We start from the raw sequence: 14,181 nt of genomic DNA on the forward strand, positions 1-14,181 counted from the left end.
CAACGGATACTGCAGAAGTGCAAGTGTGCGGTGGCCTGCGCGCTCTGATCCACACATCATGACGGAACAGTCGAAGGAGACTTTTCATGACGAAGCGAGCGTTATCGATGGTTGCGATGGCCGCTGCTGCCACGATGCTAGTAAGCGCCTGTGGGAGTGGAAACTCAGGCAATGGGGGCGATGCTCAATCTGTAATCGATGACAAGACCGGCTTTGCCTCATATACCGGCGAACCGCAGAAGGGCGGAGTTGTCGAAGTGCTGGGAGGAGTCGATTTTTCCCATTTGGACCCGGCCATGGGCAGCGACGGCAATGTCCTCAATCTCTACAACCTCCTCTACCGCAACCTCACTCAGTACAAGTACAACCGTGAGTCAGGTGAGCTAGAGCTTGTCGGTGACCTCGCCGAGGACACCGGCACACCGAACGAGGATTCAACCGAGTGGACTTTCAAACTCAAAGAAGGTGTCACCTTCGAAGATGGATCACCGATTACTGCTGAAGACGTGAAGTTCGGCTTCGAGCATGCCTTTGACCCTTCATTGGCCATTGGGCTCGACTACCTACAGAATTACGTCAAAGGCGCCAAAGACTATGAAGGTGTATTCAAAGATCCCGAAGGTCTCGACTCAATCAAGGTAGTCGATGAACGCACGATCACGATTGAGACGAATGAGCCTATGGCGGACTTTCCCAACGTTGTCGCTACGGCGCCGGGCGCTCCTTTCCCGAAGGACAAGGTGACCAAGGTCGACCAAATCCAGAAGGATCCCATCTCGTCGGGTCCATACAAAGTTGAAGAGTATAAACGCGGCGAATCGCTGACTCTGGTCCGAAACGAAAATTGGAAGGCCGAGACCGACTATATCCGCCCGGCTTATCCAGACGGCTACAAGTTCACAGTCAGTCTGGACCAGAACACGATCGATCAGCGGATGATGTCCGGTCAGGGAGATGACGCCAATGCAGTCTCATCTTCGACCAACCCAGTCGTCGCCGCCAACCTGGCCAAGATCACCCAGGATCCCAAGCTCTCAGAACGCACGGTGCAAAGCATGCCCTCCTGTAACTACTTCATGGTGATGAACAACACCAAGGAGCCATTGGGTGACAAGAAGGTTAGACAGGCAATCAACTGGGGCGTGGATAAGTCGAGCGTGGTCAACGCCAGCGGCGGCTCGCAGCTGGCCGATGTTGCACCGAACCTGTTGCTGCCCAGTGTCCCACAGTACGACGACACCGACCCCTACGCTACTGAGGGGAGCAAGGGCGATCCAGAGAAGGCCAAGGCTATGCTCAAGGAAGCAGGTGCAGAGAACCTCAAACTGACCATGGATGTACGGGCACTGCCGATGTGGCAGGCACAAGCTGAGGCGGTTCAACAGTCGCTGAAGAAAATCGGCATCGAGGTAAAACTCAATGTCATCGACCAGGCGAAGTTCTACGAGGTTCTGGCCACCCCGAGCCAGCAGAACGAGCTGGCGATCACCGGCTGGTGCTCAAACGGCTGGTTCTCCGGTGAACCGCTTCTGGGGCCTCTGTTCGACGGCGAGCGGATCACGAAGACCGGCAACCTCAACCAGTCCCAGATCGATGATCCGGCGCTGAACAAGGCCCTCGCTGAGGCGGCCGTCATGCCCGATTTAGATGACAAGACCGCCGCCTACGCGAAGATCAACGAACAGGTTCTCGACCTAGCACCGGTCGTGCCCCTTGTTCGTCCGCGTCCGCTCCAGCTCGTCGGCTCCAACGTCGGCGGTGCCTTCGCCAACCCGTCCAAGACCGGATACATTGACTACTCGCAGCTGGGTCTTCTGAACCCGGAAGGATAGTTCACACGTGACTGCCTCGCTTTCCAACCAGGTCGAGGAGTTCGGTCGGCCCGCCCCGGGGGAGGATTTCTCTCCCGGGACGGGGGCCCTGAAGAGGATCCTCCGCAAACCCTCGGTGATCCTGTCCCTGGGGTTTCTCGTCTTTATCGTCCTCCTGGCGCTCTTCGCCCCGCTCATCACCCAACTCTCCGGCCACAGCCCCTACGAATTCGACGAAGGAGCCGTCGACCCGGCACTCGGCGGCCTGCCGCGCGGCCCACTCGGCGGCATCAGTGCCGACCACTGGATGGGCGTCGAACCTCAGAACGGCCGGGACCTCTTCGCCCGCATCGCATATGGAGCACGCGTCTCAATGCTCATCGGCATCGGCGCCACCGCCATCACCATGATCATCGGTGTCGTCATGGGCGTCATCGCCGGCTTCCTCGGCGGAATCGTCGATGCCGCGATCTCGCGGGTCATGGACTTCCTCATGGCCTTCCCGGCGCTTATCTTCATGATCGCCATACTCTCTGCCCTACCCCAGGGCAACCGGCCGCTCCTGCTCGTCCTAGTCCTCAGTCTCTTCTCCTGGCCGGCCACGGCTCGCGTGATTCGCGGACAGACAATGTCGCTGAAGAATCGGGAATTCGTCGAGGCGGCCAAGACCTCCGGCGCTGGCTGGGTTCCTTTGGTCTTCCGCGAAGTGCTTCCGAATCTCTCAGGCACCATCGTCGTCATGGCTACCCTGGCGGTGCCGACGTTCATCGCCACCGAGGCCGGGTTGTCCTTCCTCGGTGTGGGCATCACTCCACCTGATCCTTCGTGGGGGCAGATGATCGCTTCGGCGGTGACCTGGTACTCCAGTGATCCGATGTTCTTCGCAATACCTGGCATGTTCCTCTTCCTCACGGTGCTCTCATTCACCGTGCTCGGGGACAACCTGCAGAAGATCTGGGCGGGAGGACTCTGATGGCCCTTTATCTCGTCAAACGACTGTTCGCGGCGCTCATCATTATGTTGCTCGTCGTCTTCTTCACCTTCGTCATCTTCTTCCAACTCTCTCCGGACCCGGCCGCCAGCATCTGTGGGCAGACCTGCACTCCGGAAAGGATCGAGGCGATCAGGGACCAGCTGGGACTCAACGAACCGTTCTTCACCCAGTTCTTCACTTTCCTCGCCGCGATCTTCGTCGGCCGCGACTACGGTTCGGGCGCCTCAGCGGTTCACTGCAACGCCCCGTGCATCGGGTACTCGTTCCAGACCAACCAGGACGTTCTGCAAGGGATCATCGACCGCCTGCCTGTTTCGGTGACCATCGCCGTCGGAGCCGCGGTCCTGTGGCTGTTCTCCGGGGTGGCCGCCGGTGTGATCAGTGCCGTCAGGGAAGGCACCTGGTGGGACAAAGGAGCGATGATGTTCGCCCTGGCCGGGATCTCCCTGCCGAACTACTTCGTCGCCCTCGTTCTGCAGTACTTGCTCGTCGTCCAACTCCAATGGCTGCCGTTCCCGACAGTGGTGCCGTTCACTGACAGCCCTGTGGAGTGGTTCCAGGCCTACCTCATGCCGTGGATGGTGCTGGCGCTTATGTACGCGTCGATGTACGCCCGGCTGACCCGCACCAATGTCATCGACACCATGGGCGAGAACTTCATGCGCACGGCCCGGGCCAAGGGCTTGGGACGTGGTGCCGTCCTCATTCGCCATGGACTGCGGCCCTCGCTGACACCGATCGTCACGCTTCTCGGCGTTGACTTCGCCACCCTGCTCGGCGGGGCGCTGATCACCGAAACGGTCTTCGGCCTCAACGGCGTCGGCCGGTACGCCTACGACGCGATCGCCGTGAACGATCAGCCTGTGATCATGGGGGTGACCCTCGTGGCCGCCTTCGCAGTGATCATCGCCAACATCGTGGTCGACCTGCTCTACCGGGTGCTCGACCCCCGAGTGAGAGTGAGCAGCTCATGAGTGCACAAACTACTGATACCCCGGTCCTGTCTGTGAGCGACCTGTGCATCGAATTCCCCCTCGGCGTTGTCGTCGACGGCAGTTCGTTCGACATCGCCCGCGGCCAGACGATGGGTCTGGTCGGCGAATCAGGGTCGGGCAAGTCGATGACTTCGCTGGCGATCATGGGTCTGCTGCCGAAGGAGGCGACGACGACGGGTTCGGTCCGTTTCCACGGCGATGAGCTGCTGCACCGCTCCGATGCCTCGATGCGGCGAATCCGTGGTGACCAGATCGCGATGATCTTCCAGGACCCGCTGTCTTCGCTCAACCCCTATTACACGGTCGGCTTCCAGATTGCAGAGGCCTATCGTGCCCACAAGGGAGGCACGAAGGCGGCGGCGATGATGAAGGCCGCCGAGGCGATGGATCGGGTCCGCATTCCCGATGCCGTCGGCCGCGTCGGACACTACCCTCATCAATTCTCCGGGGGGATGCGCCAACGCGTAATGATCGCGATGGCGCTCGTCTGCGAACCCGACCTCATCATCGCCGATGAACCGACCACGGCTCTCGACGTCACCGTCCAGGCCCAGATCCTCGATCTGCTCGCTGAGGTGCAGGAGATGACGCAAGCGGCGATGCTATTCATCACCCACGACTTGGCTGTCGTCAGTCAGATCTCCGACCACGTCACGGTGATGCGCTACGGCCGGACCGTCGAGCAGGGCACCGCGGAGCAGATCTTCTCGAGCTCGCGCAACGACTACACCCGAGCACTGCTGGCCGCGACCCCGCGCCTCGACGATGTCGTCGACCTGCCTGAGCCCATCTTCACGACCGGAGGCGAGTGAGCATGAGCGACACCGTCACACCCCTGCTGGCCGCGACTGGTCTGAGCAAAGAGTTCCGCACCGGCCGCAAGGAGGTCTTCACCGCGGTTGAAGGCGTGTCCTTCGACGTCCATCGACGTCAGACGCTGGGCATCGTCGGTGAATCCGGGTCCGGCAAATCGACCACGGCCCGCATGATCGCCCGTCTCATCGACCCCACCTCCGGCTCGATCAAGTTCCAGGGTGAGGAGATCACTCAGCGTTCGGGGGCGGCCCTGCGGGACTTCCGCAGCGGGGTGCAAGTGGTCTTCCAGGACCCGTACTCCTCACTCAACCCGCGGCATACCGTCGAAGAGGTCGTCTCGGCCCCCTTGCGCTATCAGAAACGCAAGGCCATCGGCAGTTACCGGAGCATGGTCAAGACGGCGATGGAGCGAGTCGGGCTCAACCCCGACCATTCGGGTCGATATCCGCGCCAGTTCTCCGGCGGACAGGCCCAGCGCATCGGCATCGCTCGCGCTCTCATCGTCGAGCCGAAGCTCGTCATCTGCGACGAGGCGGTCTCGGCCCTCGACGTGTCGGTCCAGGCGCAGGTACTCGAACTGCTCGTCGATCTGCAGCGTGAACGCGACATCTCCTATGTCTTCATCGCCCACGATCTGGCGGTCGTGCGACAGATCGCCCACAAGGTCGCCGTGATGCAGAAGGGGCGGATCGTCGAGCAGGGTCCGCGCGATGAGATCTTCGATGATCCGCAGCACGAGTACACGAAGACCCTGCTCTCGGCGGTCCCGACCATCGATCCCCGCTGGGACGCAGGACGGCGCACCTGACCGGTACCTCCGCCTCGGTGATGGAACTCTGTTCCTCCACCGCTCATCCGCTCTCCACCATCTCCTCATAGGGAAGGAACTCAACCCCACCATGTCTGACGCACAGGATCAGCCACAGCCGACGAACCCACCGCACCCGGTCGACGACTTCGTCACCACCGACCACGATCTCGAACTGCCCACCGGGGTGCTCAAGTACCGGGCCCAGACGGGTCGGATGATCATCGGCTCCGAAGTTGTCGAGGACGGGGTCTTCGCCGGGCTCAAACCGAAGGCGCAGATCTTCCTCACCTCCTATACAGCCATTGCCGAAGACACCGAGGAGGGCCAGGACTCCGGGCGGCCGGTCGTCTTTGTCTTCAACGGTGGACCGGGATCGTCATCGGCGTGGATGCACATCGGGCTCTTCGGTCCCCGCCGGGTCGTGGCCAACGACGTCAACGATCGCACCCCGCCGCCCTACGGCCTCGTCGACAACCTCGAGACCACGCTGGCCCATGCCGATCTCGTCTTCATCGACCCGGTGACCACAGGCTACTCCCGCACCGCGGAGGGGGAGAAACCCGAGGACTTCCACGGGTTCACCGGCGACCGGGACGTCGTCGGCGAGGCGATCCGGATGTGGCTGACGCGGAACAATCGATGGATCTCGCCGAAGTTCCTCGCCGGGGAGTCTTACGGAACCACGCGGGCTGCGGCCCTGGCCGGACACCTGGCCAAGCGGCATGGCATCGCGTTCAACGGCATCCTCCTCATATCGGCCGTCCTCGACTTCGCCACGATCGACTTCACGGAGGGCAACGAAGCACCATACATTCACTATCTGCCGACATTCGCCGCCATCGCGCACTACCACGGCAAACACCCCGGACGGGAGCTCGAAGACGTCGTCGCCGAGGCCACGGACTTCGCCTATGGGGACTTCAGTCGGGCGCTCGAGCGCGGCCACCGGCTCGCCGACTCCGAGCGCGCTCGGGTCGGCGCGCGACTGGCCGAGCTCATCGGCATCGATGAGGAGTTCGTGGCGCTGGCCGATCTGCGCATCGACGAGTTCACCTTCTTCACCGAACTGCTGCGCGACCAGCGGCTGCGGATCGGTCGTTTGGACTCCCGGTTCACCGCGCATCCGGGCAAGGTCGCCTCCGAGGTGCTTGGCGACGACCCGTCGTATCCGGCGATCCAATACCCGTACACGGTGGGGATCAATCACCTGCTTCGAGCCGAGCTTGGCTACGAATCGGATCTCACCTATGAGGTCCTCACAGCCAGGGTTCAGCCCTGGTCGTACAAGGAGTTCGAGAACTCCACGGTCAACACCGCCGAGGATCTCGCATTCGCGATGCGGATGAACCCGCATCTCAAGGTCTACGTAGGCTTTGGGTATCACGATTCGGCGACACCGTTCGCCGCCTCGGAGCACGTCTTAGCGCATCTGCGGATCTCCGATGAGTCTCATGACCAGATCGTCCGCCGCTACTATCCGGCCGGGCACATGATGTACGTCGACCAGAAGGTCAGGGTCGATCAGCTGCGCGACATCGACGACTTCATTTCGTGGGCCTCAGGAGCCGGAGACAGACCCGCGTCGAACAATCCCCTCTGAGCCAGCTGTGCGGCCCGTCGTCGGGCCGTACGATACCGAACCGATCCCCATCGAGAACAGGAGTGCTCAAGTGTCCAGACAACATGATCGTCACGACGGCCGTGCCGAAGTCTCAGCGACGAGTCGACGGCTTGCCGAGATCATCGATGCCGAATGGTCGTGGAGGGAGGCCGAATTCGGGTCGCTGTCGCAAAGGGCCTCTCTCGTCGACTTCCTGCCCGATGTCTCTGAGAAGGCGCAGCTGCGGCGCCGACAGATATGGGAGAAGGCCCTCGGCGAGCTCGATGCACTCAGAACCGCTGACCTCAGTCCTGACGAGAAGGTCGACTTCGACGTCTACCACCAGCAGCTGACCATCCTTGTCGAGGCGCAGCGCAATCGCATGTGGGAGCGTCCGGCGACGGCGGATTCAGCGTTCTGGCGCTCGCTGGCCTTCGACGCCTATCGCCTGGTGCTGGAGGACGCGGAGTCGGCAAGAGCATATCTGCGCATGCTCGCCGACATTCCCCGGTACTTCGACCAGCAAATCGAGAATATGCGGGCCGGGGTGGCGCGCGGGTTCGGCCCGGCAAGGGTGTGCATGAGCGGCAGGGAGGAACCGGTGCGGGTCATCGCCGAGGCCGATGACGTCACCGAGCTGTCGTTCTTCGGGCCGTTCCGACGGATCCCGTCGGTCGTGTCCGAGCAGGTGCGCACCGAACTCTACGAGGCGGCCGCGCAGGGGCTCTCGGCCGAGGTCATTCCCGCCTACCGGAAGCTGCTCGAGTTCCTGACAACGGAGTATCTGCCGAATCTGCCGGAGTCGATCGCCGCGGTGGACCAGCCGGGCGGCCTCGAGTTCTACCGGTCCCAGCTCACGGAGTATTCGACGACGGATCTCGGCCCGCAGGAGATCTTCGACATCGGACAGACAGAGGTGAAGAAGATCCGGGAGGAGATGGAGGACGTCGCTGCCGAGCTCGGCTATCCCGGTGACCTGCCGGGCCTGTTCGAGTTCATGCGCACAAGCCCGCATTTCTATGCGACGACGAAGCGTCAGCTGCTTGCCGAAGCTGCATATACGTGCAAGTCCTTCGACCGAGTCGTCCATCAGTACTTCGGACGGCTACCGCAGCAGCGATTCGCGATCATGGAGACACCGGCGGAGATCGCGAAGTTCGATACGTTCGGCCGCGGCGCTCCCGACCGGTACCTGCTCAATACGTACAACCTGCCGGCGCGGCCGCTGTATTCGTTGCCGTCTTTGACCCTTCACGAGTCCGCGCCGGGTCATTCGTTCCAGATCTCATTGGCGGAGGAGCTCGAGCTGAAGGACTTCAGGCGGCTCTACATCTCGGCCTTCGGTGAGGGCTGGGGCCTCTATACCGAGCGGCTCGGTGATGAGATGGGGATGTACGAGACGCCGTTCGAACGCATGGGTATGCTGTCGTTCCAGATGTGGCGGGCCGTGCGCCTCGTCGTCGATCCGGGCATGCATGCGCTCGGGTGGAGTCGGGAGCAGGCGCAGGACTTCCTGCGGGACAATACGGCGATCGCCGAACATGAGATCGTCACGGAGATCGATCGCTACATCTCCTGGCCGGGTCAGGCCACGGCCTACTACCTCGGGCAGCTGACGATTCAGAAGCTGCGGCACGAGGCCGAGGAGACGCTGGGCGAGGACTTCTCGATCAGGGACTTCCATGACACGGTGCTCGGGTTGGGCAGCGTTCCGCTCACCGTGCTGCAGGCGCAGGTGCGTGCCTACGTTCGGTCGGCAGCAACTCAGCGACAGGCTCAGCCAGCTGCAGGCCACTGAGATCTTCGCCTCTGAAGAGGTCGACCCCGGTCGGACATGAGTCCGGCTGGGGCAGAACCATGTCAGTCAGTTCTGGGTGGCCTTCTCCTCGGCGACAATGGCCTTCACATCTTTGCGCAGTTCCTGGGCGTCGTAGACGATGCCGGACCGGAGGGTGAAGTCGACACCACCGACGCGGTTGAGGTCGGACTCCTCGGCGCGGAGGTGACCATGGCCGTAGAGGATCTTGAAGTTGCTCAGCGGGTTGTCCTTGACGATGAGCAGGTCAGCGATCTTGCCGGGTTCGACTGAACCGAGCTCGTCGTCGATGCCGAGTAGCTGGGCGCTGTTCAGCGTGGCGGCGCGGACGACCTCGAGAGGGTGGAAGCCCGCTTCGAGCAGGAGTTCGAGTTCTTCGATGAGTCCGAAGCCGAAGACCTTGTAGATGAAGCCCGAATCCGAGCCGGCCGTGACCAGGCCGCCGAGGTTCTTGTAGTCGTTGACGAAGGACATCCATTTGACGTAGGCGTGGCGCCACGCGATCTCGTCTTCGCTCGTCCAGTCGCCCATGTAGGAGCCGTGTTTGTCGGCAGAGGGCTGGAAGAACTCCCACAACGTGGGGGAGGTGAACTCGGAGTGCCATTCGGAGGTGCGTACGCGGGCGGCATCGCGGGACCCGATGTAGATGTTGAATGTTGGGCTCAGCGCGGTGCCGAGATCGAGGAGCTCGTTAAGTGTCTCCTGCCAGGCGTCGCTGCCGCGTTCGGCGGTCTGCAGCCACAGGTGGGCGCCTTGGCTGAAGCGCTGGGGTTCGCTGTTGTGATTGTAGTCGGTGGGCACGTGCTGGAGGCTACGGTCGCGGAACATCGCTTCGGGGATGCCGTACCAGTGTTCGATGCTGTTCAGTCCCCACCTCGCGGAGGTCAGCGCATTGACCTGCGCGGCCCGGCGTTGGTCGTGGTGGCAGGCGGTGCGCAGTCCTCGAGCCCGTGCTGCTTCGACGGCGGCCGCAAACACGGTGGGGGAGGTGCCGAAGAACTTGACGCCGTTCGCTCCGCGGTCGGCGACCTCGTTGACCCATGCGGTCGCCTCGTCGGCGGTGACCGGGGTGGGCACGTCGAGGGTTCCGGCACGCAGGGCGGGGTAGATGTGCAGGCGCGGGGCCGCGATATCGTTGGCTTCGGCGCGGCGGGCTTCGTCCATGGTCCAGTCGAGCCCGTTGAAGGCCCCGAGTTCGCGGATTGTGGTCACGCCGTGGCCGAGCCAGAGCTTGTAGACGTAATCGGCGTTCGGAGCCTGCTCGGGTTTGCCGATGTGGGCATGGGAGTCGATGAGGCCGGGCATGACGTAGGAGCCGTCGAGGTCCATGACTTCGGCGCCATCGGTCGAGGGACGTTCGGTAAGGCTGCTTGCTCCGTTCGGTTCCCAGATTCCGGTGATCCTGTCATCTTCGATGAGAATATCCGCCGGCCCGTAGGCGGCGGCTCCGGTTCCGTCGATGATCATCGCATTACGGAGGATGAGCCTGGGGTAAGGCCCTGATCCGGATGTTCTGTCGGAGGCGGCGATCTGGCCAGTGGATCCGTGCGTCATTGGCGGTCTCCTCAGGGGTTTCGCGTGTGAGCGGTGTGCTCGTCGCTGAGCATGGGTGGTACTGTCTCAGGCTAACGCGACGATCAGCGCTACGTGCAGCACAACCGGGATGTAGGACTCAACTGCCGCTGAGACTTGGCCACGCCCGGAAGCGTTCAGTGATATCCCAACTTCACCGAAATCTCCTTCGCAGCCGCCTTCATCACAGGCACCAGCGCCTGCATCCGATCCTTCGGCATGAATGGGCGAGTGGCCGACAGCGAAATGCCGGCCACGATGTCCCCGCTGCCATCACGAATGGGAGCAGCCACGCACCGGATCCCCGGCTCGTTCTCCTCGAGATCGAGCGATGCTCCGTCGCGGGTGTAGCCCTCCATCCTCTTCACGAATGCGTCTACCGCAGCGGAGTCGGCACCGGGGTTTTCTGCGACGAACAGGCCCTCCCACCGCTCTTCCTGCCCGAGCAGCAGTGCCTTGCCGACACCGGTGCGCGTCATCGGCATCCTATGACCGATCCGAGAACGCATCTCGGCCCCGCGAGTCCCCGGGATCTTATGGAGATAGAGCACCGATTCCCCGTCCTCGACCGAGAGATGGATCGTGTCCTGAGTCCGTTCAGCCAGAGCCTCCAGGCTCTCCCTGGCGACCACTGGCAACGGGTCTTGATTGAGGGCAGTGAACCCATACTCGATGAGGGTCGGCCCGAGCCGGAACTCTCCCGGCGACCCATGCCGCAGATACCCCATCTGCACCAACAGCTGGATCATCCTGTGTGCACTCGACCGACCGATGCCCGTCGACTCAACGATCGACTTCAGCGTCGTCGAGCCATGAGCCACGGCACTGACAATCTGCAACCCCCTGGCCAGAGTCTGTGTGCCCTGCGGAATGGCTGCGCCAGCAACGGTTCCAGAATCCTCGATCATGACCTCAGTATGTCACCTATCCCACATATAGGGACACCGGTGGCGCATGATGGAACACCTGCTCAATAGTGAACCCTATGGCACAACAGGCACCACCCGGGGCCCCACAGATGATCGGCCTCGACTGGGGAACGAGCTCACTGCGGGCCTTCCTCATCGACAGCGACGGACAGGTTCTCGCTGAACGCAACGGTTCAGACGGCATCATGGCCGTCAGTTCGGACACCACAGATCTCCGAAGCGACTTCTCCCGAATCGCTGAAGCCGCCATCGGCGACTGGCTCACCACACACGGGGCCCTGCCGATGCTCGCCTGCGGAATGATCGGCTCAACCCAGGGAGTCGCCGAGGCGGGCTACCTCGAACTTCCCGCCGACCTCAGCGCCATGGGTGGGCGACTGACGACGGTCGAACTGACGACCGGTGACCTCCACATCGTCCCTGGCCTGCAGAAGGCCCCGACCGAGGCGACCCCTCCCGACGTGATCCGCGGGGAAGAGACCCAATTGCTCGGCCTCCTCGGAGCGGACGACACCGAACCGAGCACAGTGATCCTGCCCGGCACACACACCAAATGGGTGAGCTGCCACGGACAACGTGTCAACGACTTCACCACCTCGATGAGCGGGGAGCTCTTCGGGCTGCTCAGCACCTCGTCGATCCTCGGTCGCCTCGCCGAACCCACCGCGGGCTTCCACTCTGAGGCCTTCGACTGGGGACTGAGCATCGGAGCCGACGACCCCGCCGCCGTCACGTCCTCAATCTTCTCGGCCCGAACCTGGGCTCTCGACGGACGTCTGCGTGCCGAAGAAGTCAACGACTACCTCTCGGGCATGCTCATCGGCGCCGAGGTGGCTCACCAGCTCACCGTGGTCGCCGATTCGAGCACCCCCGTTATCGTCTGCGGAACCACAGATCTGACAAAGCGCTACACCCTCGCTCTGCACCGAGCGGGCCGAGAGACGATCAACGCGAATCCGCGCGCTGCGGCCACCGGACTCTTCCGCATCGCCGGACAATCCGGCCTCGTACCGACCAAGGAGTATTCCCATGCCTGACACTGTCCCCTCCGGCCTCATTGCCATCCTCCGCGGTGTCCGTCCCGACGAAGTCCTCGGCATCGCCGAAGGTATCGTCGCCGCCGGGTTCTCCGCCATCGAGGTTCCGCTCAATTCGCCCGACCCTCTCGACTCCATCACTGCATTGGTCGAACGGTTCGGCAACGACCTGGAGATCGGTGTCGGCACTGTGCTCACCGCCAAGCAGGTCAGCGAGTGCCAGCAGGCAGGTGCCCGCATCATCGTCGCCCCCGACACCGACGCCGAAGTCATCCAGACCGCGCTCGGGATGGGCCTCACCCCGTACCCGGGAGCAGCGACACCGACCGAGGCCTTCGCCGCGATCAAAGCCGGTGCCACCAAAGTCAAACTCTTCCCCTCCTCGGCGGTGGGGATCAGCGGAATGAAGGCCTGGAGTGAGGTGCTGCCAACCGGCACCGAACTCTTCCCCGTCGGGGGAGTAGGAGCCGACAACGCAGCTGAATGGCGCAACGCCGGAGCCGCGGGCCTTGGCCTGGGGTCCTCGCTCTATCGCCGAGGCGACCGCCCCGACGACGTACGCGTGCGGGCCGAGGCAATCGCCTCGGCGTGGGCGCACACCAACTGAACACCGATACATCAACGACAACACCCGAACGAAAGGCCAGACCAATGAAGATCACGTCGATGACGACGTACACAGTGCCGCCTCGGTGGCTGTTCCTCAAGATCGAAACCGATGAAGGGATCGTGGGATGGGGCGAACCCATCATCGAAGGCAAGGCAGCCACCGTTGCTGCCGCCGTTGATGAGCTCTCCGACCTGCTCATCGGCAAGGATCCTGCGAACATCGAGGACCTGTGGACGATCATGTACCGCGGTGGCTTCTACCGCGGTGGCCCCATCCTCATGAGTGCGATCTCCGGAATCGATCAGGCACTGTGGGACATCAAGGGCAAGGCACTCGGTCAGCCTGTGCATCAACTGCTCGGCGGGAAAGTTCGGGATCGGATCCGCACGTATTCGTGGATCGGCGGGGACCGTCCCGGCGACACCGCGGCAGCCGCACTCGAGACGAAGAACCGCGGCTTCACCGCGGTGAAGATGAACGCAACCGAGGAACTGCAGTTCATCGACTCCTACACCAAGGTCGACCAGGTCATCGAGAACGTCCAGGCGATCCGGGAGGCCACCGGTGAGGACTTCGGCATCGGCGTCGACTTCCATGGTCGCGTGCACAAGCCGATGGCCAAGGTCCTCATCAAGGAACTCGAGCCCTACCGGCTGCTCTTCATCGAAGAACCGGTGCTCTCCGAACACTTCGGCTCACTGCGCGACGTCATGGCGAACACCCCGACGCCGATCGCGTTGGGGGAGCGGCTCTTCTCTCGGTGGGACTTCCGCGAAGTGGTCGCCTCCGGCGCCGTCGACATCATCCAGCCGGACGTCTCCCACGCCGGCGGCATCACCGAGACGCGGAAGATCGCGATGATGGCTGAAGCCTACGATGTGGCGCTCGCCCTGCACTGCCCGCTGGGGCCGATCGCGCTTGCCTCTTGCCTGCAGGTCGATGCCGGCAGCTACAACGCCTTCATCCAGGAACAGAGCCTGGGCATCCACTACAACACGAGCAACGACTTGCTCGACTATGTCACCGACCCGTCGGTGTTCAACTACGACGACGGCATGATCGACATCCCGTCTGGCCCCGGTCTGGGCATCGAGGTCAACGAAGAGTACGTCATCGAGCGCTCGGCCGAAGGACACCGGTGGCGCAACCCGATCTGGCGCCACACCGACGGCTCCTTCGCGGAATGGTGA

The 14,181-nt window shown here is 62.7% G+C and carries 12 protein-coding genes; 10 read left to right on the plus strand and 2 right to left on the minus strand.

Annotated features, from left to right (window positions below):
- The first annotated feature begins 86 nt into the window (after positions 1-86).
- From KTJ89_RS17485 to KTJ89_RS17515, 7 genes are all read left to right on the plus strand, one after another.
- Entirely contained in the window at positions 87-1,832 is a 1,746-nt protein-coding gene (locus KTJ89_RS17485) for an ABC transporter substrate-binding protein (protein ID WP_259358704.1), read from the plus strand.
- A 7-nt stretch (positions 1,833-1,839) separates the two neighbouring features.
- A complete protein-coding gene (locus tag KTJ89_RS17490) occupies positions 1,840-2,784 on the plus strand; it encodes an ABC transporter permease (protein WP_259358705.1) in 945 nt (314 codons plus the stop codon).
- Positions 2,784-3,779 (plus strand): ABC transporter permease, encoded by a 996-nt coding sequence (locus KTJ89_RS17495; protein WP_259358706.1) that lies wholly within the window; start codon positions 2,784-2,786, stop codon positions 3,777-3,779. The genes KTJ89_RS17490 and KTJ89_RS17495 overlap by 1 nt, the downstream gene beginning before the upstream one ends.
- On the plus strand, positions 3,776-4,612 hold the full coding sequence (locus tag KTJ89_RS17500) for an ABC transporter ATP-binding protein (protein WP_259358707.1): 837 nt from the start codon (positions 3,776-3,778) through the stop codon (positions 4,610-4,612). The genes KTJ89_RS17495 and KTJ89_RS17500 overlap by 4 nt, the downstream gene beginning before the upstream one ends.
- 2 nt (positions 4,613-4,614) lie before the next feature.
- A complete protein-coding gene (locus KTJ89_RS17505) occupies positions 4,615-5,424 on the plus strand; it encodes an ATP-binding cassette domain-containing protein (RefSeq protein WP_259358708.1) in 810 nt (269 codons plus the stop codon).
- 91 nt (positions 5,425-5,515) lie between these two features.
- Positions 5,516-7,027, plus strand: coding sequence for a S10 family peptidase (locus KTJ89_RS17510; protein WP_259358709.1), 1,512 nt, complete (start codon positions 5,516-5,518; stop codon positions 7,025-7,027).
- A gap of 70 nt (positions 7,028-7,097) precedes the next feature.
- The gene (locus tag KTJ89_RS17515; RefSeq protein WP_259358710.1) at positions 7,098-8,825 is read left to right on the plus strand and encodes a DUF885 domain-containing protein; all 1,728 of its coding nucleotides are present in this window, start codon (positions 7,098-7,100) and stop codon (positions 8,823-8,825) included.
- A gap of 66 nt (positions 8,826-8,891) precedes the next feature.
- Here KTJ89_RS17515 and KTJ89_RS17520 read toward each other — a convergent pair whose 3' ends face one another.
- Both KTJ89_RS17520 and KTJ89_RS17525 read right to left on the minus strand, forming a co-directional pair.
- A complete protein-coding gene (locus KTJ89_RS17520) occupies positions 8,892-10,397 on the minus strand; it encodes an amidohydrolase family protein (RefSeq protein ID WP_259358711.1) in 1,506 nt (501 codons plus the stop codon).
- 155 nt (positions 10,398-10,552) lie between these two features.
- Positions 10,553-11,323, minus strand: coding sequence for an IclR family transcriptional regulator (locus KTJ89_RS17525; protein ID WP_259358712.1), 771 nt, complete (start codon positions 11,321-11,323; stop codon positions 10,553-10,555).
- A 77-nt stretch (positions 11,324-11,400) separates the two neighbouring features.
- On the opposite strand from KTJ89_RS17525, the gene KTJ89_RS17530 reads away from it, so the two are divergent.
- From KTJ89_RS17530 to dgoD, 3 genes are read left to right on the plus strand one after another with little or no spacing between them, the layout of a single operon-like run.
- Positions 11,401-12,381, plus strand: a complete 981-nt coding sequence (locus KTJ89_RS17530; RefSeq protein WP_259358713.1) for a 2-dehydro-3-deoxygalactonokinase — start codon at positions 11,401-11,403, stop codon at positions 12,379-12,381.
- The gene (locus tag KTJ89_RS17535) at positions 12,374-12,988 is read left to right on the plus strand and encodes a 2-dehydro-3-deoxy-6-phosphogalactonate aldolase (RefSeq protein ID WP_259358714.1); all 615 of its coding nucleotides are present in this window, start codon (positions 12,374-12,376) and stop codon (positions 12,986-12,988) included. The genes KTJ89_RS17530 and KTJ89_RS17535 overlap by 8 nt, the downstream gene beginning before the upstream one ends.
- The gene (dgoD, locus tag KTJ89_RS17540; protein ID WP_259358715.1) at positions 12,970-14,181 is read left to right on the plus strand and encodes a galactonate dehydratase; all 1,212 of its coding nucleotides are present in this window, start codon (positions 12,970-12,972) and stop codon (positions 14,179-14,181) included. The genes KTJ89_RS17535 and dgoD overlap by 19 nt, the downstream gene beginning before the upstream one ends.

This window comes from Brevibacterium sediminis (assembly GCF_024895295.1).
GTDB lineage: Bacteria > Actinomycetota > Actinomycetes > Actinomycetales > Brevibacteriaceae > Brevibacterium > Brevibacterium sediminis.